Raw genomic sequence first — 21,527 nt, forward strand, 5'->3', positions numbered from 1 at the left:
AGTTGGTGTCCGCTACTCCAATCCCATGGCCTCACGTCCGACATAAGTCCCACAGTCGTCGATGCCCAGAACCATAAGGATGGAGCTTTGCAGTGACGTGGCGGCGTCCCAGAGTTCATCAGCCGAGTGATCGTCGGTCGCTTTGAATTCAGTGTCGCCAAGCCGTCGCAGCAGCACGCAGAGCGATTGCGGCGATACTTCGCAGTAGCCGTTGTCGAAGATGTCCGTTCCCTTGATGAAGCAGGCTTCAAGGTATGCGTCAATGCCTTGGTTCACACATTGAGCAATCGCCGCCCATTCAGCCTTACAGCGAATTGTCATGGTGAATGGATCGCTGTCAGTGGCTTCGATGGCCTTCAGGACAGTTGAGTACGGAACGCCTACAAGCTGGCAGTTGGTGATCGTGTTTTCAATTTCGACTTCGGACATGGTTTTCTCCGTCAGGTTTTGGTTGTGTCTGACGAAGTAGTTGGTGTCCGTTATTCATCGCCCAGAAGATCTTTGACCTTTCCGATCACGTCCTGCTCAAAAGCATCTGACGCAAACACGGCGAACGGGAAGTCGTCCGTGCTGGCGTAGTTGTCTTTGTGCGTCCCGTTGAAGAAGGCTGCACATGGATGTGCGGAGTACAGCAACGTGTGAATCTGGAGTTCGCTGTTGATCACATAGTCATGCAACTCAATCTGCTCATTGACCAACTGCTGCAAGCTTTCATCTCGATTGGTGTCGTCGGCTTCAAGCTCGGCGATGATGTTCTCGGCAACGTCAGCGATTGCTTGACGATAGTTGTCGAGTTGTTCTTGAGTTTGCTGGTCACGTGCCATCTGCTTGTTCTCCGAAAGGCGAGTTAAAAAGCCGATTGGGACGCATCACTGATCGTTCGGCGGCTTGAGGCTTCGCATTGGCAGTGATTCCTGATGGTTGCTGCGCAGTCCAATCCATCAGGTTCGTGCTGCATGATTGGCGTCAAAGCCAAGCGGCGATTCGATCAGTGAAGGCGTCCTTCTCGGTGTGTCCCGACCGGAACGCCCCTTTAGCTGGTGTCCGCTAGGTAAAGCAGCGACTCCATTCGCTGCCTTCCCGACACAACCATCAAACGATGATGGCTGGTTCTCGTTCCTCGACTCGCTTCGTGCTGCAATCCATTAAGAAGGCGACTGCTTTGCTGGCCTGAGAAGATGCTTTGAAGATGAACTTTTCATCTTCCATGCCCTTGAGCCAGTGCTTCAGGTAAGCGGCGTGATTGTCGAGGCTGCTCGTGACAGGCAAGCCAAGCTCGGCCATCATGAAACATGCCCCCATCTCGGCAATCAGTTCACCCATCGCATAGCCTTCGTTCTTGCGATCCCAGTTCAGACGACTTTCGTGCTCGGTGTAGTGGATGTGCTCATGAAAGCAGGTCTCGTAAAATGCCTCGGGTGAACTGAAACGAGTGCGGTGAGGCAATTGAATGTAGTCGCCCTGCGGAGTGTAGAACGCTTGATTGCCGCCGTAGCGAATGTCAGCACCGATGTCGTCGATCAGTTGATCGGCGTGTTCGTAGCTCTCAAAAGGCACTTGGGCTTCAACTTCTTCACTGACTTGAAATTGCTCAAGCGTTGTCTGGTCGGCGTTGAAAACTCGGAAGCTTCGCATGACGAAAAATGAATCGTCAACTTCCTTGCCAGCATCGTTGACCTTGGTTCGTTCAACAGGTCGATACAGAACAACCGTCGTGGACTTGGAACCCCTCAAGACGCTGCCGCCCTGTTGCTTAATTTGATTGAACGTGGCCCACCATCTTGAGTGAAAGTTGTTCTTCATTGCTGAGCACATCAAGATCAACTGGTTTATTCCTCGATATGGCCTACCGCCCGACGACAAGCTGGTGTGAAGACCGGGACTGTTTGGATCGCAGGACCAACTTTTTCGCCAAGGTGGCAAACCGCCAGCGGTCAGGGCTTCGATGATGGTGGCAGTGATTTCGGTGTGAAGTGAAGTGGACATCGGCGGCTCCAAGTGAGTGGGTTGGTGATGCCGATGTAGTTGGTGTCCGTTATTTCAAAGGGGGCTTGTCTGGCTTTCTCATGGGAACTGAGACACGAGTTTCAAATTGGCTTGTCGCATTGTTCGTTCTCAAATTGGCGAGACAGAAAAAGCGGTCACCAATTGGTGATGACTGAGTGATTTGCCGTGCCGTTTGACTTTGTTGGTTTTCAAGTCTCAATTTTCATTCGTCTCGGAGTCTGTTGGTCGATGGATCGTTCCCGGTCTCATCAACACAATGGACACCGGCTAAAATGGTGCGACAACACAAGTCAAGGAGAGGGCCATGACAAAGAAGCAAGTAATCGAATTCACCGAAACTGACTCGCCGATCACCGAGCCGGTGACGAAGTTTGGTGGACAACCTGTTTGGATCGACGAGCCTGCTTGGCCGCTGAGTCGAGAATCCGGCAACCAAATGCGATTCATTGGGCAAGTGGAATTGCGGGAAGAGTACGGGTTCACCACGCCCGCAAAGATGGCGTACCTGTTCATGACGGAAGAGGAAGACGACAGCTTTGTGGATGGCACGTATGAGCCTGATGGCGGCGAGAATGCTGTTATTCTCCAGCCGGGAACTTCACGGACACCAACTACGAACAAGGCGGACGGCCCAACGCTTTTCAAGATGGTCCAAGTGGAAAGGAAAGATCGACTTCAGAAGCAAACCTGCGAATTCGCTGTCAAACTGATCGAGACTGACGACATCAAGTTTGTCTCTGAAGATGACCGATTCAAGATGTCCGAAAAAGATGCGGCAGCGGTTACCGGGAAACTCGACGAAAACAAAATCGGTGGATCACCTGTCTTCATGCAAGGCGACGAATTTCCGTTTGAAGGTCAATGCCAACTGCTTGTTCAACTTGACTCATGCAGCGTCCCGTTTTCGATCAACTTTGGCGATGCCGGTGTCGGCTATGCTTTCTTAAGCGAGGACGGTATGGAAGCGAAGTTCCTTTGGCAGTGTGGGTAGGTTGTTATGAAGCAGTCAGGCAAAACGGAGAAAACAATGTCGAGCAAAATCCTATTTCAACGAGCAGCGTCCGTCGTTGGGAGCAATGACGTTTTTGATTTGTTCCTAATTGATGATGACGGATCAAACTTACTGCGTCTGACAACTTCTTTGGCTGGCAAAGAGTTTGACAGCTTCGATGCTGCATTCTCTCCGACTGGAGAAAGTATTGTCTTCGCAACAATGAGACATCGTGAAGATGCAGGCAATGAAAACACTTCAGAGATCTATCGAATTAAAAAAGACTGGGGAGTCTTAACTCGATTGACGAGCGACGGTTTCTATGACTCGTCACCAAGCTGGTCAAATGACGGACAATCTATTTTGTTTACCGGCGAGCGACCTGATGAAAGACTGTTTACCATGTCTGCGGTTGACGGTTCATCAATAACGGCGTTGCCAATCGCAAGCGGCGGCAACGGTGACAGGTCCGCCAGTTATTCTCCAGATGGTTCACGCATAGCGTTCATTAGAGATTTTGGAGGTGGAATTCGATCAGTATTCGTTGCCGACGCAGACGGAAGCAACGAACAAAACTTGACCACAATCCCGAGTCTTTGCACCTCTCCTCGCTGGTCACCAGACGGCCTGAGAATTTCCTACGCAAGCGATCACCACAACCCAATCACAAATCAACTTGATATCTACGTGATGGATGCTGCTGATTCCAATGGAGATGGTGAAGGGGACAATCGAACCCGGCTTACGATGGATAGTTCAAGCACCGTTTCTTCGCAGTCACCAGTTTTCTCACCGGACGGTTCTCAGATCGCCTATGTGAACAACTCTGGAGGCAAGTCCGACATCCACTTGATGAACGCAGATGGATCGAATCCAGCAGTTTTCCAAAGCTATGGCGAAGACTGTTTCTTGTGCGACTGGAAGTAGAAAAGCAGTTGGAGACACATTGATGCTTCAGAACGAGGCAATGGAGGCAAGCCACACCACCTTGGTGTCGAATCGAAGTGGATCTACATTCCTGTTCCTCAGTCAACGTGTCACCTTTCTTCTGCCACTGTCTTCCACGGCACCTGCGGCGTTTTAGGAAGAGAGAAAAGTGGCGCTGGGCCGGATGGTCCACATGGTCCAGACGAATTCGCAGTTCTCCTTCTTGTTTTGTTTACATCCTTCCAATTCAAAATATCTCAATGGAAGTGAATGTTGTTAGGACCATGTGGACCACCCCTGTTTTTACAGTGTTTATTGCCACTTTTGTCTGGCCCATGTGCGGACCTTTGTTCGGCCCATGTCTGGACCACCTTGCCGCCGCCGCTGTTGAGGGGGGTGACGATGGAAGAAAAACAGGTCACAAAACGCAAATGGGCCGGAACGTTGTTCGTCCCGACCCACATGAACGGCAGTTTGTCTGGCCCACTACGAAATCATCGAACGACAATTCTGTTGACTAATCGTTTCAGGATTCAGCCCCAAACCTTTGTACCAGCGGTCTCGACTAGCTCCATTTCGGCGTCGTTCATCATCGATACGTGGGATGGCAGCACGTAGCTTTCGGCCAAAGTCGTTATTACTTCCAGACACATGCCCGTTCTGCTCACACCAAACCTTCCATACTGCCTGTATGTCATCGAAGCGAACACTTTTGTCTGGTCCAACAAGACAGCACTCGTCCAAAAACGACTGAACTGGTGACGACAGATAAACAAAGTCACGCATGATCTTTTCACCTGCCACTGGATTCTTGAAACGCCCATTGGCTCTTAACTGTTTCAGTCCTTCCAGTGACCAATTCGTAATCCCCGAGACTTCCTTCAACAATCTGTCAACAAGCCCAAAATCCTCTTTACCTTCGTAGGTGTTGTTGTAGGGAATGATGAGCAGACGAGACCTCAATGCTGCTGAAGAATCCGACAATCGTGGCAGTTCATTAACCGCCATGGTGAACCTGACTTTCATGGCAACACTGGATATTGCCTTCACACCTTTTCGGTCAACAGTCTGTTCAGAACCGCCAGAGATGGCTTTCAGTCGTTCCAGAATAAGCGAGTTGTCGCTGTATCTGCCAAGATGACCTTCGTCAATCAGAGCAGACATCTTCCCGACAAGTGGTTCCAGCCCGAACCTGCCCCCCAGAGAAGCCAATGATGTGTTGGCGATGTTATGACGACCGAGCATTGCTGACATCATCGCCATCGTGGTGCCTTTGCCACTTCGAGGTGGTCCGATCAGCATGGCGATTTTGTGCTGACGATTGTCATTGGCGAGGTTGTAACCAAACCATTGTCGCAGCGTGCTGATCCGTTCCTCATCTTCATCGAACACTTGGTTCAGAAAACCCATCCATGTAGGACAGTCTGCATGTCGGTCAAACCGATGTGGCAGACAATTCGGCGAAAACCAGTTCGGAGTATGCTGTAGGAGGTTGTCTTTCCCAGACAGAAACTCCCGGACATTCAGCAAGCCGTTATCAAAGGCGATGATTTCTTCTGGTCCACTGGAAAGCCAGCAGGGTGCCTCAAGCTGCGAAGACTGATTGGTCACCGCCTTCAGAGCATCCATGACACCACCGACAACGTTTCTTGTCGGCTTGAATGTCGTCCGTTTATCCTTGCTCCACGTTTTGCAAGTCGCCATCCACTTCCACAGACGAGCTTTGATGTCGTCGTCAGTGATGACCTCATACAGCCTTCCTGTCCAGCCATGCCATGTGGCCTGATGATGAATCAGTGTTGGCTTGTGATTGTGAGCAAAGCATTCCCGCCGAAACAGTTCGGCAGTTTCGAGATGGTTATTGGGATCAATGGTGTGGTTGTCATCAACTGGTTTAACAACATCGTCAACCTTGGCTTCCATGGGACCAACATCACGAAACGGTGACAGCCGATCTGCAATTTTGCCTTCGTATGTCTGTCCGAGACACCAATCGATCTTTCTGGCGATTTCGTCGTCGGTCCACGGATACCAACCACAGGAAGCGTCAAACTGGTCCGGTTTGCGTGCCCATTCGCTCAGCATTTCCTGAACGACGTTTACTGGCAAAGCGAAGCCGTAGAGTAACTTCATGGTCAATGCTGAACACTTATTATCAGCCCCAGTGCCTTGCTGTGTTCCGGGAACAGATTTCAGATACTGCCGAGCCTGCGACTCACGCTCTTCGACTTCCGTCTGAACCTGAGCAATGAGTCCTTCATGTTCATTGGAAATGATATCCGTCGTTACGGAGGCCGCTGCCTTCTTGGTCTTCGCCGTTTCATCTGGCAACCATGCTGGATCATAAACAGGACACTCCATTAGAAGCTCCATCGTCCACGGTGTTACCTCTTCGTACATGCTCCCTGTTTTCGGGTGGATCGATCCGGGGATCATGATGAGCCCGCCATCGCCCCGAATGTCGAGGTTGTACTGTTTGCCATCCAGTCGCAGCTTTGTCGGACTACCGATGAATGGATGGGCCTCGATTGACGGTCGTCGATAGACAAATTGCTTGTTACCACTGCCTGTGACCTGCATCATTGGCGTTGGTGGACAGTGATTCCGAACAAGCTCTTCAGCTTCTTCGTCATCGCTGTCCACGACGATGATGCCGGGATTGTCGTCTGACCATGGGATGGCACCGGTAAGCAAAGCGAAATTGTGGTTTCTTGCTTTCCAAATTCGCCTGCCGTCCTTGGTCGGAAACTTGCCCGGTAACCATTCTTTAAGTTCGCCCGCCGATACTCGTCGAGTCTGAAATTCTTTCCATTGGACGCACGGATTCTTACCGTTCATCGGGATCAGATTGAAATTCATTTCGTACAGCCGAGAGACGATCTCTGTTCTGTGATTTCTCGTGCTTTCGTCAACGAGAATTTGCTCGGTGTTACTTAGATACATAAGGATGTCCTTCTCCGACTGACCACCAGTCGGAACATTTCAAAAGTTAAAAAGATCAAAGACCGCCAGCGACGACTCATCGCTGGCGGTTTGTTGTTTTAGGACAACAAGAATTTTTCGTTGCCACATACACGGAACTCACCGTTGTCGTCCCTGACGACAATCAGGTCGGGCTCTGCGTCTTGAGCAGCGGGTCCGATGAGCGTTGGAAATCCTTCAGCATAGATTCCGCTGGAGTCATCGACTTCCCACTCGGATCGTTCTTCAACTTGGTTGAAGTGATCAGCGTTGACGCATTCAACCTCCTCGTCGAGCATGTCCTCTGGGACTTCCATAATCACACTGCGGATATGGCGAATCTCTTCTTGGCCCTGAATATCCACAGTCACTCTCCTTGTTTTATTTTTCATCGCTAATTCCTTTCTTGGTAATGCGTGGCGAGGTTCGTCAGAGCGTCCGCAGTGAAGTAGAATCGTCTGCCAACGCACGTTTGTGGCGATGGCACACGACCAGCCCTTATGTCCCTGTGAAGCCGCTGAATGCCAACTCCGAGTTGACGTGCTGCTTCAGACACGTTGAATAGTCCAAGGACATTTCTTCTTTCTGCTGGTGTTGCTCTCACGTACCCTCCACGCTGTTTGTTACTTTTATGTAGTAACGTTGTGAAAAAACTCGGCAGCGTTTTTCTAAATTCCGAACACGACAGCGCATAACGCTGCCGTAAAACGTGTTCGGGAATGTTGAGCCGTTGCCGGAAGTCAGCGGGACGCCGAAGAGGTCCAAAACGATTGGACGCAGGGCGTCAGTAGATGTGTTGGTACGTCGCTGTATATTACTGTAACTGTGCGGGGATGGTAACAAAGATGCCGGTTTTTACCCAGAGCGTTTTCACACAGACCGATAACAGAATGAACTTTCGGGTCCAAAATTTGTAATCGGAATGAGGCAAAATTCCGGGGACTGCATCACACCGAATCTGGAGTGAGCAGTGCGAAATCGACAAAGGCTTTCGTGCAGAGATCCCGGCGTTCGTGAATCTCTCGCATTCCCCAGAAACATAAGGCATCACGATGCCGCAGAATACTGGCGAAATGCGGTTCCGAAGGCGGTCAGCGGACACCCTTTCAAGCAAACCCGCAACTTCGGCTCCGAGAAGTGCATTCCCATCAGCCCGATCAAAAACCTTCCTCTTTCCAGTCGTGCTTGCTGTTACCGATGGCTCCTTCCACGCTCTGGAGTATGCGTCGGCTGTCTTCCAGACGGCGTGTGCTTTTGGCTTTTAGTTCTTGAAACATTGTCCGCATTACCCAGCCAAGGGCGTACACAGGGTCACGCAAAGTATCACCTTTGGCTACGGACCTGCCTGATTCAAGTCGTTCCCGTGGCAAGCACGTTTGTTTCTCGCCAGCGTGCTTTGCCGCCAAGCGAATCTGCTTTGGAGTTCGTTTGACGATCTCCCGTTTGTGGAGCCAGCAGGGATTGTCATACCCTCCTGAACGAATCTCGTAGACGGCGTTGTCGTCGATATCGGCAAAACTGTCTTCGTAGAAGCGGCAGTCACTCTCAGCCTCAATGACTAATTGCTTGGCGTGTTCGAGTTCTTCTTGGGGCGTTCTTTGTTGGTTGTACCCATGCATTGCCTGAAGTTGTGTCATCTCACATTTCCTTCCGTGTTATTGTTTGATTCACTACAAAATCCATTGCGCACACCGATGGCGCAGATGGAGTTGGGGAAGCTGAGCCGTTGCCGGTAGTCAGCAGACGCTAAGAGGTTCACGGGACGTGAACGCAGGCGTGCCAGTGGAGAAAGTAAGGTCGTTGTAGATTTTGCGGTAACTGTGTTTAGGATTTTAACAAAATCGACATTTGTTGGACAGAGCGATTTCAGTTTCAACTTTCAATCCAAAAGTGTTCTTTGGTTTTTGAATTCAGAATTGTCGCCGGTCCCTTCAAGTTCTTTCATTGTTGTCCTCCTTGAGAAAAGTGATCTGCGTTAAACTAGGATCGTTACATGAAAATCCGTCACGTTTTCTCTCAGAACTTGTTTCCGCCATGACAACACAACACAAAATCTGGATTGATCAATGCGAAGCGGCACGTGGCATCGAAAGTGAGCACGGAGTTCAACCGGCGTTGGAATACATCGTGGGCGAGAAGTTTCTAAACTTCTTGGAAGCTGCTGAAGCCAACGTAGACTTTCGATCCGAAATTCCCGCTTTCGTTTCTGAGATCAAGTCAATCTTTGAGAAGTGGCAGTTGGCAGAGTATCTCGAAACGGCCAAGCAAGCTGAGCCCTTTGACCCGAAACTGTTCGAGCCGATGTCGAGTCCCTTGCTTGGCGAAGAGGAAGTCGAGTTTGATGCCGAGGAGATCGAAGACATGCGCAAGGACGATATCCGTCAATGCACTCGTGATTTGCTGTTGGTGGAGCGGGCGAGAGAATGGTTGTTGGAAGAAGGTCAGTAGATAAGCCCTGCTGAATCATGATCAACAACCGAATGGAACTAACAATGAAACGAACCTCTGATCAACTAGCAGAAGAATCTACATATCCGAACCTTGCCGCCTTATTGCGGTCTGGTGGAAAGCTGGAAATCGGAGAGGATCTCTCTGTCGGGACGTTTGCACGGATTCGCAAGGGAAACCAAACCATCACCGTTGATGCGGCATACCGTGACTTCGCCGCCGTTCTTAAGGAAATGGAAGCGAAGGCGAAGGATTTTCTGAACAAGGATTACGAACACCGATCACCAGAAAGTAAATGAATGAACTGGATCGACTGGTACAACTCGCTGGAGAAGCCTTCGTGGACACCGGAACCGTCCACAATCGGCTTCGTCTGGCAGTGTCTTTATCCGATCATCCTGATCACGTTTGGATTCGTATTTGTACAGGCCATCAGGAAGAAGGTTCCGTGGATGGTGACTCTACCGTTCGGCATCAACCTCGTAGTCAATTTGATCTTCACGCCAATTCAGTTCGGGCTACGGAACCTGCTACTGGCAGCCATAGACATCGTGCTCGTTTGGGCGTCGATCATCTGGATCATGGTGGTGATCTGGAAGCACTACAAATGGGTCGCCGTGGCGCAGGTGCCGTATTTGATTTGGGTGTCGATTGCGACCGTGCTGCAATTGGCGATCACATTCTGGAACTGAGATCAATGATGTCGGCGAGTTCCCATGCGAAGTAGTTGTCAATTGTGCAACCAGTTGCATTGACAGGAATAAGTAGTTTCGTATAATGCAACCACTATGAAACTGTTAAGCCAACAAATTCGAGATCTGGTTGAAGGGTCATCAACTTCCACCTACGCAATTGCGAGGGCGGCGGACATTGATAAGTCCGCTATGTCACGATTCATGAATGGTGGCCGGTTGACGATGGACAAGCTGGATCAATTAGCTCGTGTTCTTGGCGTAACAGTTCACTCGGACGAAATCTCTCTGGTTCCACGGCCTCTCGAAATGGGCAGGCCAAAGCAAAGGAAGGAAAAAAAGATGACAAGACAAGAAGCGCAGAAATGGGCCGACTACTTTGCCAACGATGCCTGCGAAAACCACTTTGAAAGCCGTCGAGGAGTCTGGCATATCGAAGATCTCGATTGCCTCTTACTTTATGATAATAGTCCCTACGCCAACGATGCTGCTCGGCGACCACGACAGATGAAGGCAATAAAAGAACGATTGAAGAAGGTGGGAATAAAGACAATCGCTTGCGGCGGCAGTCAGGAAGAAGTGCATGAAGGAGAATCATACACCGTGTCGTTGTTGCTCGATTGCAGCCAAGATCGCATGGATGAAGTGATTGAGATCGCACAAGAAGTCGTGATGACAGGGAAGAACTAGGTAGATCATGTCCTGCGTTTTATTGGTGGCGATTGCGACCGTGCTGCAATTTGCGATCACACTCTGGAATTAGGGCCGATGATTCTTCGACTTTCTCAAAAGCTGAACACGAAGATCAAAGCTGGCAAGTTGACAGAGATGCCGCTCGATGAGAACCCGTATGCGGACTGGTCATGCCATCTCTTCACCGCTGATCGCACTCAGTACATCATCATGAGCAATACGAAGTCGCTTTACTCGTGCGTGATGTACGGTGCGGGCATCACGGACGACAGCCGTTTCATCGAGCGGGCGTTGAGCACGATTAGGGAATTCATGGAAGACGACGGGCAGTCGTTTGCCTATCAGCGATTCATTGCTCCTGATAGCGGATCGGTCAGCTTTGCTAAGGCACTGAACCGTTCGGTGACGGGATCGATGAACGATCTGGTCAATCACGCCAAGGACTGGCTCACCGAGGAGGAAATCTCGCCCCACGATGTAGGGTTTCGGCTCAACGGCATCCTGTTGTCGTCGCTTGCCCGGAGCAAATCAGACTTCTATTGGAAGCCAAGGGAAGCCTTCAAGCAGTTGGCTGATCGGTGCTCTGACGAAGGAAAGCAAGAATAAGCGTGAGAGGGTTATCTTCTTGGATCTCGGGAAGCGGCTGACCAATGACTGAAGTGAAGATCAAAGATCACCGACGAACCATCATCCGCAGTCTGGCAGTTTGGTTGCTGATCATTGTTGCCGAGATCATCCACGGCATTGTTCGGGCGATTGCGTTGGTGCCGATGATCGGTGAGTTCCGCTCCAATCAGATTGGCGTGTTCACTGGTTCGTCGATCATCCTTGCAATTGCCAACTTCACTATCCGCTGGATCGGGGCAAAACGACGTAATGAACTGCTGCTCGTCGGCTTGATCTGGTTGGTGTTGACTGTGGCGTTCGAAGTCTTGTTTGGGCGATTGGTGGTGGGACTGTCTTGGGAGCGAATCGGTTCTGACTACAACGTGTTGAATGGTGGGTTGATGCCGTTGGGCTTGCTGTTTTTGTTCTTTAGCCCGACGGTTGCCTCGAAATTGCGTGAAAAAAGGTAGCGAATCGATTCGCTAACTTATGCCAGATCGGTCAGTTTGCTTTGGTCAATCTTCTTTTTGCCGATTCTCCACGGCGGTTTCGTAGACCGTGACCGCAGCTTTCGACATTAAGTGCATGGTCTGGTGACTTGGAAGAAGTGGAAGTCGCTTCAAACCCATTCTCATAATGACTTCGGCAATCGCTCCCTCAATTTCGCTTTCGAGCTTCTTGACAATCTTCTGGTCCATTGGAAATCTCCCCAGTTGAACTCATTTTCGAACAGTATTCACGATCAAGAAGCCAACGCCGACCAGACAACCTAAACCGATCACTGTGTAGCCAATCCTGAAGGCCATGAACTGAGCTACATTGCCGGTCGGTTCAAACGTCGCCAGAAATCCGAACCCACAGAATGCAGCGACGGCCAGAAGGAGGAGCGATCCCACAATGGCGACAAAGAACTTCATGATTTGCCTGACTTGTTGGTCGCCTTGTCGTCACGATTCTTGCGGCACTTGTCGCTGCAATACTTAACGTCGTCCCAAACCTTCTCCCATTTTTTTCGCCACTTGAAAGGTCGTCCGCAAACGACGCAGAGTTTCTCGGGCAAGTTGGGTTTATTGTGAGGCATGGGAAAACCTAGCGAAAGTGTCAGTCAACGCTGGACGCTATTCGCAAAATTGCCAACAGCATTCAAGTATTCTTCTTTATTCGCATGGAAAATCGAATTGTGATTCCCGTTTCGGAATCGAACCAATTGCTTCTGACGTGAGCTTGACCACTTGTGATTGCGTTCGGCGTGGGAAATGTCGATCAATCCGTCGTTCTCGGTGTGAAGCGTCAGCAATGGCTTCGTGTACCCAGACAACTTCTGCTTGTGATTGAAGAACCGCTTAACCTCGGTCTTTACATCGGCCTCATCGAATCCTGCCGACTCCAAATCCGCATAAGTCAGGAATCGTTCTGAGGGGTCGGCGATGCCGCTCTCGATGATCAAGCCACCGATGTTCGGCTGGCGATGAGTTAACTCGATGGCGTAGAGCGATCCAATTGATCGACCGAAGACAATGGCTTTCTCTGGCTCGATTCCAGCAGCAATCATTGCTGCTTCACCGTCACCGAGCATTGCAACGAGTTTCGCTTCTCCAGTCGATCCGCCGTAATCTCGATACTCGACAAACAGTGAGTTCAGACCCATGTCAGCGAACACGTCCGCCATGAACGGAACGTAGTCCGCAACCGCCTCTCCGTTTCCGTGGAAGTGAATCATCGTGAAAGCTTCGGGATCGACGATCCTCCGAAAGCACGCCAACTCAGCACCATCAGCTTTGACCACGAAAGGGTCTTCAACGGTACGATCCTGTGGAAACAGGTAGCGACCACTGATAGCTGGATCGTCTAGTATGCTTTTCACTTCCGCATATCCTTGTCGCTCGCATTCATCCCAAGGACCGTCATGTCTTGTTCTGATGGACAAGAACAAGACATCGTCGATTGAATATCTGTTGGTGACATCTGGCTGAATCGTTTTGTAGTAGGTTGCTCTGCTAAAGACTCGGGAACCAACTGGCATCGTCAGATCAACAACCGTGTCACGATGTTCGCACCAAGCGTGATCAATCCGCTTCCCCATGGCTCCGCTGAAAACCGTACCGTGAACAAGCCACCAATTTAGCCTCTTGGCGTCCTTTGCCCATCGCATGGCAGCGGTATAGCAAAGACCACTCCAGTCACTTTGCAAAAGTTCTCGTTCGATTTCCGTCCACGCCAAATTCTCGCAAGCAGCCAGCATCGCCTTCAGCGGCTCTGGATCGGCAAGTCGATGATCAGCACCAGTTTCAATCAAGGTATCGTCCGATAGTCTGCTGTTCCGAATAAGTTCTTCCGATTCAGCAAACGGGATCACATCGTCTTGTCGTGAATGCAGGATGACCGTGTTCGGCTTGACGGTTGTGCCCGTTCCCCCGTTCTTCCAAGCCGGGCAAAGAAGGACGAGCGGTGTATCGCCGCTGCTCATGTTGACTGCAACAGCACCGCCACGAGAACTGCCCACAATCACGTCGGGTTTGTGTTGATCGTATTCTGCTTGGGCAGTGCGGACGGCCAGACCGAAGTCGTCATCGTCCAATGCTGGATTGAGAACTTCGTGCCCAGCTTTCTTTAGGTGCGTTGGCTTGCGACCACCGGGCACTGAGGTCCAGCCGTGCAAAAAGAGAATCTTCACGAGCCCGAATCCTTTGGCACAGTGATTTCTTGGCCCGGCTCCAGCAATTGAACGCCATAATCTTCGAGTCGCTGTCGCACTCTTTGCCTCGGAAGTTCAGAACCGAAACAGGCGTAGTGTTTCTGATTTGCACGGACAAAAAACAGGGGCTCAGCGATTATCTCTCCCGTTTTCGTCGTAAGCGGTTCTTGGGATATCCCGTATGTATTCCAGAGTCCGACAAGCCACTTGCGGTGATCACGACCGATTCGGTCGAGTATCTCAATCAAATCGTCTTGTGGGCTGTTGTCGCATTCGATCTCGGGCCGCTCTTCCAGATTGCCGAGGCAGTCTTCAATTACTTCATACAACAACTCAGCATCGCTGTTTCGCATTTTCTGTGAAAACAGCGTCAGGATTGAACGTGCCCGAGTCATAGCGACATACAGATTGTTTGCCAGAATCCCCTTTTCCTTGGCCGTGTATTGGTCTGCGGCGGGGACGATGACTACTTCCGAGTCGTACCCTTTGTAAGAATGCGATGTAGTTGCAAGAAGGATGTTGTGGCTGCGCTCAAATGGTTTGTTGGCTTGCACTGAAAGTTCCACTCCCAAGTCAGCAAGCGCCGGAGCGACTTGTTTTTCCAAGCGATACTTGATGTTCCCACCGTTGTAGATGAGGCAAATATCGGATGGCTGCACTCCTTGCTCGGCAATAAGCTCTCGGCAGTAATCGGCGATGCCGTCAAATTCCTGATCAAGATTCATGAACTGGCGGAACTGAGGATTTGGCCCGTCAACCTGATTGAAGCGGACGTTCCACCAGTCGGTTCCCTCACGTTTCGTTTGTTCGATCAATCCTCGTGCGACGAGTTCTTTGTGATCAGGATTCGTTTCTGGTGGCTGCAAACGATAAAGTACGTTTAGTGCGAATTCGGTGATCGGTTTTGTACTGCGAAAGCTCTCCTTCATCACCGTTGAACGACCACGCATGTCAAGCCCAAGCTCCGACCACTTGGGTGTACTCCGACCATAGATGTTCTGGGCATTGTCGTAGAAGATATTCACTGACCGACTGTTTTCGTCGGACTCATCGCTCTGCCGCACGATGGACGAAAGAAGCTTGAGCGTATTCGGACCCATATCCTGAGCTTCATCAATGAACAAAGCATCGCAACGGGCGCTGATTTGGTCTGCCGCTCTCTGTTCCAAGTAAGCTTCGGCGGCATCGTCATACTCAAAGCCATAGCTTTTTGCCGAAAGCCCAACTTCGGGGAGCATCACTTCCAAGATTTCTTTCACGTGATGCAATTCAACACGATCCCAAGGGAACGGCTTGCCATCTGTCTCCTTCTCCCAAGCAGAAACAATCGATTCGCCAATCAACGACTGGAGCGAACGATTTGCAAAGACGGCCCAAATACGTGCGTTCGGGTCATCCAGTCGCTGCACGGTTTGCATCAGCCAATGGGCAAGAATGACCGTTTTTCCACTGCCAGCAACTCCTCGAACCAAACGAGGCTTGCCGTCCAATTCCAGACCACAAAGACGTTCCTGTTCGTGCGACAAAACCGGACGAAGGTCTTTGCGTTTGGCAAGCTGAGTACCAATCGACGACGACTTGTTCGCCTGATACTCAGCCTTCTCTTCGTGGATCGCTGGTAACTTGTAATCTGTCTTGAGCGGAACCTCCGTCCAAGCGAGTCTATTATTGTTCCTCTGGACAATACGTGGCGACAAATGCTTCAACAGCGGGCGAAGGTATGGCTCTTCCATCTCCGCACGACTTGAAAGCACAATGATCGCTTCTCGTGACCTGCTGAGAGCCACATTGACCAATCGTTTCCATTCGTCATACGGCCAGCCATAACTTCCGGCATTCACAGAATCGAAGATAACGACATCCGCCTCAGAACCCTGCTGGCTGTGAACTGTCGAAGCCATCCATGATTCCAAGTTGTTCGCCGCAAAAAACGAATGAACTACCTTTGCCTGAGCCTTGAAGGGAGAAATGAACAGACCATCCGCAGATCGAAGCGTGGGATCAGAGAACAGCTTCGCAAGAATCTTCAGGGTGGCCTTACGAATCCAACTCCGATTCCCGGCACCACGTTCGGCACGAATCGACGGAGTATCGTCAGTGTCTTCATCGAGCACATACCAAACCGCCCTCGGTTGTTCCGCCAAGACGTTGGGTATTTTGAATGGACGATTCTTGATGTCATCCGCTGTCGTTAGAAAATCGTCGTATTGATACGCCGAAACGACATCACAAACATCGGAGTGCATTCGGCGTTGCTCGCTCAGCACGTGAACGCCATCGATCCGAGATCCGATTCGATCCAGATGGCTCAGCCCGCTGCGAGCCAGCCAGTTGCCTTGTGCCGGTTCCAAAATGCGGCTGATTCGACTGATCGGTGCAAGCTGTTTCGAGTCACCCACCAATACAACTCGACGACTCGCAAGCAAAGACAGGGCCGCAATCGCCACCCGAGACATTAGGCCAGCCTCGTCAATGAAGATCGTCGTGAAGGGACAGAGTTCTTCGGCCAAGTCCTCCTTGATTTCGTCGTAGTTCAAGAAGGTGGTCGCCTTGAAGGATGTACTCACGACGACACGCACACTTCCATCAAGAAAGTTCCGCTGAGCCGCATCGTTCATGGCTTCACGGATTTCCTTGATCTCCTTTCGGATCATCGCATTTTGCTTAGGGTTCTCCGAGCGAGCAAGCTGAACAGCGAGAGTTTCGATCTGAGCAAGAAATTCGGTTTCCGTTCCACGAAGCATGTCTGTCAACTGTTCGTTTTCAAACCGCTTCAGCGAAGCACCTTTGCCGATCCGCAATAGTTGACCGTCTTCCAGTCCGACATTTTTTCCAACAGCAGCACGACCAATCGAAACGGCAACGGCGTCTGTCGCCCGATTCGTCGTTGAGACAACTAAGATACGTTCACTTGGATCGGAAAGAACTCTCGCCACTTGTTGACCGGTCGTGTAGGTCTTCCCCGTGCCCGGTGGCCCCCAAAGGACGCTCCAAGATTTTTGCCACCATTCTTGCAGGTGATCGAGCCCAACATTTGCAGGTTCCTTAACGTCGGGATGGATGTTTCCTTTAGCAGCCGCCAGTCGAGGTGGAAGCATCGACCGAATCTCAGTAAATGCCGGTTCGTTGTAGACGGCATCCAAGAACGCAAGAAACTCGAACGGGCGGACGTAAAACGAACCACGGCGAGGCGGGTGTTCCGGGTTGCTCACGACGATAAAGATGCGACCGGACGCTTCGTCTACTTCCAACACTTCGCCTGACCAGACAATCGAATCGTCGATGTCGGGATCAATGGAACCGTTCTCAAAGAATGTCGCCTGCGAGTCTTCAAATTCTTTCAGCAACAACGGGCGAAAGGCGACTGAACCTTCCCAAGTCCAATTGAACTCAACGGCGTGTCCAATCTCCAGTTCGTAAACCGTCCCCGATTCAGTCTCCGAAACAACACTGACTTTGCGACAACGCAACCGTTTCCACTTGGCCGAGTCTCGATATTCCTTGCGAATCGCTCTTTTCGCATCTTCAAGCGACATTCCATCCGCCGATGGCAAATTCAAATCGATGGCGAAGCGAGCCTGCGTGAACTCGCAAGCAGCATCCTCATCGATTTCGGTTTCTTCATGTGACATGCAGCCGCTCAACTATTTGTGTTGCTCTATTGTGTTCGTCTTCAGTCGTGTTATCTCTCAACCAATTGAATTAGCTCTGCGGATATCACATGTAAAATCGGTAGCTTGTCTGAACCGTGTCTTCGTCCGAGACATGCTTCATGATCTCACCGATCTTCTGCGAGAACGACAGCGTAATCGGCGTACCGTCAGCGAACGAACAATTGTTGACGTTCATCTTGGTCAATTCCAGCACTTCACGAAACAAGTCTTTGTGAGCGCTGCTGCCGTGTCGTTCGACAATCTGCCATGGCTCCGGGATATAGCTGCCGGGAAATGTTTCGAGGTAGGGAATAAAGCCCATCGTGTAAAGGAAATGGGCTTCATCCTCGATACAGAAGTAGGAGCCACGTGCTGGTGGATATTGGCCTTCTCGAAAGAGGCGAATGCGTGATCGAGTCAGCGTGACGAGATCGTAGTCGCAACCGGGGAACACACTTTGAATGCCTTCGATGAATCCATCGAGTTCGTTGAATTCGCCGTGATCACTTCCCCAGAAACGGGAAGATTTGTGAACGACAACTCGCTTTGGCGGCGTCCCTCGGACGTTGACGTACTCCTTTAGCGTTGCGCTGACCAACCGGGCTGCACCTTCACGAGACATGTGCGGACTCTTTCCATTGGCATCAGAGTTCCATTCAAACGGATCGCCCCGAAGCACAAGTCCTTGCCCGAGGTAGTCGAAAGCCTGAGCCACGCTGGTCCGCATTGTCAGGTTGTCCTTGCCATCTTGTGCGACGTAAAAATCGACGCCGATGAAGCATGTGTCCTTCTCAACAGTTACCGGACACCACGGAATTCCCTCGGCCTTGTAGTACAAGGCCGTGCAGAAGTTCCAAGCACGAGTCGCTTTCTCTTGGAGCGGTGTTTTGCGTCCCTTGGGTTTCTTGCCGAGAACCGTACTTCGTTGAATCAGTTGAATGGGCACGCCCCAGCGCATTGCCTTGGCTTTGATTGCACGCCGGAAGTTGAGGTGAAAGTTGCCGGTGATTTGAACCGTGTAGGCTTCATCTACGATCTCGGGAGTCAGGGCGAGGACAATGATATCCGGTGCCGGGCTTGTTTCGGCGAGACTCTTGATCTGACTATCAAAGAGTTCGACGAGTTCCCAAATCCGCCGCTGCTTGTCTTCAATGCCTAGCGTCTTGTTGATCTCTTCCTGTCGGATCGAGCGATCCCACCTGTCATTCATTTGGAAACACGAGTCGAACTCAGACTCCTTTGAAAAGCCAATGAAGTCACGGTTCAGAATCTTATACAGCCGTACGATTGGTTCATGGATGTGCTCGTCCTCAAAAATCCCCTGACCAAACAAGCTCGGCAAATTGTCGGCCTCATTGATCTTGGCTTTGATGACCTTCGAGTTCTCGCTCTCAATTTCCGATCCACATTCTTCGAGCCATTCCTTCGCACCAGCGATGGTTTCACGAGTGCCTATGAAACCCATCTTGATTTCAGACGGATGGAGACCGGCAATGTTTTTCCCAAACGGGCCAAACTCAGCCAGTCCCGTCTTGGTGTCTTGGTGCTCAAAGTAATTTCCGAATTGCAGTTTCGGTTCCTTGAGGTAATCAATCCTAATGCTCATCCTGTTCGTCCTCCGTGTCCTCTAAACCGAACAGAGTCAACTGAGGAGATGCTGGTTCCTCTTCGTGAGTTGCCGGATCATAGGGAATTGCAAAATCGGCGATGACCGTTGCTGGTTCAGGCTCAATTACAACGAGAGTCTCCCCGAATAGGGTCATCTCGATTCGTGGTCGGCCATTCGCAAGTGTTTGTCCCCAAAAGAGAACGTGGTTCAAGACTTGCGGATTGTGTTCCATTGCCTTGAGTCTGGTCGTGTATGGTCCAACCAACGCCGGGTTACATACCTTCTTGCCGTCATCCGTAAACAGAAACTTGGGAGTAACTCTCAGAAACCACTTGCTACCGAATTGCTCGAACCGGAACTCAGCCGCTAAATGTCGCCAGAACTTGAACGTCCCATACTCATAGAACTGAACAACAGTTCGAGGCGGTGCGTCTCGCTTAGTCCGAGGACTCGTCCATGTTCGGGTAAAACTCTTGTCAGCATCGCTTTCGGTCTCACGTGGAAAATACGTCCGCCTAAAGTCCCGGTTGTAGGCCAAGCCACAGTGGTGGCAGTGGTTGCCAAACAATTGGTTGATCATGAAAACAAGGTTGTTGCGCAAATCGAAGTCGTCGAGCCAATCCGCAAACGGCATCTGGCCGATTGTCTTCACATCGCACACTTCACGAAGCACATTCATTTCGTGGTGCAAATCGGACAACGTGTAAAGGCGTCCGTCGTGAATGCAAAACGGTGGCTTGTAGCCCTTAATCTCCTCTCGGATTCGAGTCGCCGATTTGCGACGGGTCTTGGCATACGTCAGCGTCTTCGGCAATCGCTTGACTGGCAACAGGTTCGAGTAAAGACGTTCCTGCTGGTCGAACGAAATGCGAGGTGGGCTAACTGCTGCGTACTCGCACACGTTTTCCTTTGTGTCCGCAGTAAAGATGTCGGTCGCTTTGTCGAACACGACTTCCAGCGGCGTCTGCCATACGTCAGCCGTTTCTCGGATGTAGGTTTTGATCTCTTTGTAGTACAGCGCATCGTCATCGGGGTGATACACGATGAAGAATACGGGGAACGTGCATCTGTTCCAGTATTCGAGATCGTCGATGCGGACGGGAGTTGCGAAAGTTGGTCCGTGATCTTTCTTGATGTAGCTGCTGCCTGATTTGGCTTGCACCTTGATGATGCCACCGCTTGTCTCGAAACCGTTGCCGTCCGCTTTTGGCGTGACGACTTCAATCTCGCCGTCGATGCCAACGTCATCCTGCGAAATCACACGAAAGATGCAGTTCATCTCGTGTGTGATGACTGAAATTCGATCCAGCCCACGCAGTTCCGTGAACTTCGTAACCGGAACATTTTTCGCCATCGTTGCTTTCACTCCCTCGAAGGATTCTGGTACGGATTCCTGTGCCGCACCTGATCGACAAGTATAACGCACTTTGGTAAGGTTTACCAAGGTCGTGGCGTGGACCGAATGGGGCCACATTGTTCAAGGAGACCGAGGTGGAAAATTTACGGGACTTCCTGCGTATCTCTGAAGCTGCGGATTACCTCGGCGTGTCACCAAACACGCTCCGCAACTGGGAGAACGCAGGAAAGATTGTCGCTCACCGACATCCGGTGAATGGCTATCGACTGTTCAAGAAAGAGGAACTCGATGCGCTGCTTCAGCAGTTGCAGGAGCCGCCCGATTCTTCGAGCAGCAAAACGAAATAGAAATTGCAGGATTCGTGCAACCAGTTTTCAGAAACAACAAGCAGCGTGAGCAAAATGCCGGGAGCGGACATCGGGAAATTGAACGAAGCGATTGAGCAGGCCAGCGGTCTGTTCAACCGTCTTGTGCTGCTCGTCGCTGAAGGCGGTAGCGGCAAAACAACGCTGCTCAAAAAGATATGTGAAAATCGAACCTGCTCGTTCATTAACGTGAACCTCGGACTCAGCCAGAAGTTGTTGGAACTCCCACGTAGCAAGCGTCCTGCCAAGGTGGATCGACTTTTTGGTGAACTGGTTGAAGGCTGCGACGGCGATCTGATCGCCCTTGACGATATCGAAGTGCTTTTTGATCCCGCCCTGAAGGTTGACCCGCTTCGACTCTTGAAAGGGCACAGCCGCAACACAACACTGATCGCCTCATGGAACGGCACTTTCCACGATGGGACGTTGAGTTATGCCGAACCTGACCACCCCGAATACAAGTCCTATCGGGATATTGATGTCGCCGTTGTGTCGGCCACGAAATAGACAACAGCCAGCCATT

Annotated in this window: 23 protein-coding genes; 10 read left to right on the forward strand and 13 right to left on the reverse strand. The window is 50.9% G+C overall.

What is annotated here, in order from left to right; translation table 11 throughout:
- Window positions 1–12: 12 nt before the first annotated feature.
- The 3 genes from Poly59_RS18360 to Poly59_RS18370 form a co-directional block, all read right to left on the reverse strand.
- Window positions 13–429: a hypothetical protein gene (locus Poly59_RS18360; RefSeq protein WP_146535578.1), complete on the reverse strand. Its 417-nt coding sequence runs from the start codon at window positions 427–429 to the stop codon at window positions 13–15.
- 50 nt (window positions 430–479) lie between these two features.
- Window positions 480–824 (reverse strand): hypothetical protein, encoded by a 345-nt coding sequence (locus Poly59_RS18365; RefSeq protein WP_146535579.1) that lies wholly within the window; start codon window positions 822–824, stop codon window positions 480–482.
- 268 nt (window positions 825–1,092) lie between these two features.
- On the reverse strand, window positions 1,093–1,986 hold the full coding sequence (locus Poly59_RS18370) for an ArdC family protein (protein ID WP_146535580.1): 894 nt from the start codon (window positions 1,984–1,986) through the stop codon (window positions 1,093–1,095).
- Between the two features lie 325 nt (window positions 1,987–2,311).
- On the opposite strand from Poly59_RS18370, the gene Poly59_RS18375 reads away from it, so the two are divergent.
- Together Poly59_RS18375 and Poly59_RS18380 are read left to right on the forward strand one after the other, a co-directional pair.
- The gene (locus tag Poly59_RS18375; RefSeq protein ID WP_146535581.1) at window positions 2,312–2,998 is read left to right on the forward strand and encodes a DUF1963 domain-containing protein; all 687 of its coding nucleotides are present in this window, start codon (window positions 2,312–2,314) and stop codon (window positions 2,996–2,998) included.
- A gap of 36 nt (window positions 2,999–3,034) precedes the next feature.
- Window positions 3,035–3,925: a TolB family protein gene (locus Poly59_RS18380; RefSeq protein ID WP_186776368.1), complete on the forward strand. Its 891-nt coding sequence runs from the start codon at window positions 3,035–3,037 to the stop codon at window positions 3,923–3,925.
- A 486-nt stretch (window positions 3,926–4,411) separates the two neighbouring features.
- Here Poly59_RS18380 and Poly59_RS18385 read toward each other — a convergent pair whose 3' ends face one another.
- From Poly59_RS18385 to Poly59_RS18395, 3 genes are all read right to left on the reverse strand, one after another.
- The gene (locus tag Poly59_RS18385; protein ID WP_146535583.1) at window positions 4,412–6,868 is read right to left on the reverse strand and encodes a phage/plasmid primase, P4 family; all 2,457 of its coding nucleotides are present in this window, start codon (window positions 6,866–6,868) and stop codon (window positions 4,412–4,414) included.
- A 98-nt stretch (window positions 6,869–6,966) separates the two neighbouring features.
- Entirely contained in the window at window positions 6,967–7,278 is a 312-nt protein-coding gene (locus Poly59_RS18390; RefSeq protein ID WP_146535584.1) for a hypothetical protein, read from the reverse strand.
- Window positions 7,279–8,043: 765 nt separating this feature from the next.
- Window positions 8,044–8,523, reverse strand: a complete 480-nt coding sequence (locus Poly59_RS18395) for a hypothetical protein (RefSeq protein WP_146535585.1) — start codon at window positions 8,521–8,523, stop codon at window positions 8,044–8,046.
- 397 nt (window positions 8,524–8,920) lie between these two features.
- Here Poly59_RS18395 and Poly59_RS18400 point away from each other — a divergent pair, with 397 nt between their 5' ends.
- The 6 genes from Poly59_RS18400 (at window position 8,921) to Poly59_RS18425 (ending at window position 11,795) form a co-directional block, all read left to right on the forward strand.
- Window positions 8,921–9,334, forward strand: coding sequence for a hypothetical protein (locus Poly59_RS18400; RefSeq protein ID WP_146535586.1), 414 nt, complete (start codon window positions 8,921–8,923; stop codon window positions 9,332–9,334).
- A gap of 44 nt (window positions 9,335–9,378) precedes the next feature.
- Window positions 9,379–9,633, forward strand: coding sequence for a hypothetical protein (locus Poly59_RS18405; protein WP_146535587.1), 255 nt, complete (start codon window positions 9,379–9,381; stop codon window positions 9,631–9,633).
- Window positions 9,634–10,026 carry a TspO/MBR family protein gene (locus tag Poly59_RS18410; RefSeq protein ID WP_146535588.1) on the forward strand — a complete coding sequence of 131 codons (393 nt, stop codon included), beginning with the start codon at window positions 9,634–9,636 and terminating at the stop codon, window positions 10,024–10,026. It begins immediately after the preceding gene.
- 96 nt (window positions 10,027–10,122) lie between these two features.
- Window positions 10,123–10,716 carry a helix-turn-helix domain-containing protein gene (locus Poly59_RS18415; RefSeq protein WP_146535589.1) on the forward strand — a complete coding sequence of 198 codons (594 nt, stop codon included), beginning with the start codon at window positions 10,123–10,125 and terminating at the stop codon, window positions 10,714–10,716.
- A gap of 78 nt (window positions 10,717–10,794) precedes the next feature.
- Window positions 10,795–11,325: a DUF6933 domain-containing protein gene (locus tag Poly59_RS18420; protein WP_146535590.1), complete on the forward strand. Its 531-nt coding sequence runs from the start codon at window positions 10,795–10,797 to the stop codon at window positions 11,323–11,325.
- 44 nt (window positions 11,326–11,369) lie between these two features.
- Window positions 11,370–11,795 (forward strand): hypothetical protein, encoded by a 426-nt coding sequence (locus tag Poly59_RS18425; protein ID WP_146535591.1) that lies wholly within the window; start codon window positions 11,370–11,372, stop codon window positions 11,793–11,795.
- Window positions 11,796–11,840: 45 nt separating this feature from the next.
- Here Poly59_RS18425 and Poly59_RS18430 read toward each other — a convergent pair whose 3' ends face one another.
- The 7 genes from Poly59_RS18430 to Poly59_RS18460 all read right to left on the reverse strand — a co-directional run bounded on the left by Poly59_RS18430 (window position 11,841) and on the right by Poly59_RS18460 (window position 20,636).
- Window positions 11,841–12,023, reverse strand: coding sequence for a hypothetical protein (locus Poly59_RS18430; protein WP_146535592.1), 183 nt, complete (start codon window positions 12,021–12,023; stop codon window positions 11,841–11,843).
- A 21-nt stretch (window positions 12,024–12,044) separates the two neighbouring features.
- Window positions 12,045–12,242: a hypothetical protein gene (locus tag Poly59_RS18435; RefSeq protein ID WP_146535593.1), complete on the reverse strand. Its 198-nt coding sequence runs from the start codon at window positions 12,240–12,242 to the stop codon at window positions 12,045–12,047.
- Entirely contained in the window at window positions 12,239–12,406 is a 168-nt protein-coding gene (locus Poly59_RS18440; protein ID WP_146535594.1) for a DUF2256 domain-containing protein, read from the reverse strand. Before Poly59_RS18440 ends, Poly59_RS18435 begins: the two co-directional genes overlap by 4 nt.
- Window positions 12,407–12,430: 24 nt before the next feature.
- On the reverse strand, window positions 12,431–13,999 hold the full coding sequence (locus tag Poly59_RS29995) for an alpha/beta hydrolase (RefSeq protein ID WP_222436132.1): 1,569 nt from the start codon (window positions 13,997–13,999) through the stop codon (window positions 12,431–12,433).
- Window positions 13,996–17,652: an AAA domain-containing protein gene (locus Poly59_RS18450; protein WP_146535595.1), complete on the reverse strand. Its 3,657-nt coding sequence runs from the start codon at window positions 17,650–17,652 to the stop codon at window positions 13,996–13,998. Before Poly59_RS18450 ends, Poly59_RS29995 begins: the two co-directional genes overlap by 4 nt.
- 85 nt (window positions 17,653–17,737) lie before the next feature.
- Window positions 17,738–19,279 (reverse strand): argonaute/piwi family protein, encoded by a 1,542-nt coding sequence (locus Poly59_RS18455; protein ID WP_146535596.1) that lies wholly within the window; start codon window positions 19,277–19,279, stop codon window positions 17,738–17,740.
- Window positions 19,269–20,636 carry a DUF4365 domain-containing protein gene (locus Poly59_RS18460; protein ID WP_186776370.1) on the reverse strand — a complete coding sequence of 456 codons (1,368 nt, stop codon included), beginning with the start codon at window positions 20,634–20,636 and terminating at the stop codon, window positions 19,269–19,271. The genes Poly59_RS18455 and Poly59_RS18460 overlap by 11 nt, the downstream gene beginning before the upstream one ends.
- 119 nt (window positions 20,637–20,755) lie before the next feature.
- Here Poly59_RS18460 and Poly59_RS18465 point away from each other — a divergent pair, with 119 nt between their 5' ends.
- Both Poly59_RS18465 and brxF read left to right on the forward strand, forming a co-directional pair.
- Window positions 20,756–20,986, forward strand: a complete 231-nt coding sequence (locus Poly59_RS18465; RefSeq protein WP_246151754.1) for a MerR family transcriptional regulator — start codon at window positions 20,756–20,758, stop codon at window positions 20,984–20,986.
- Between the two features lie 54 nt (window positions 20,987–21,040).
- Window positions 21,041–21,511, forward strand: a complete 471-nt coding sequence (brxF, locus tag Poly59_RS18470; RefSeq protein WP_146536085.1) for a BREX-3 system P-loop-containing protein BrxF — start codon at window positions 21,041–21,043, stop codon at window positions 21,509–21,511.
- Window positions 21,512–21,527: the final 16 nt, after the last annotated feature.

This window comes from Rubripirellula reticaptiva, assembly GCF_007860175.1.
Taxonomy (GTDB): Bacteria; Planctomycetota; Planctomycetia; order Pirellulales; family Pirellulaceae; genus Rubripirellula; species Rubripirellula reticaptiva.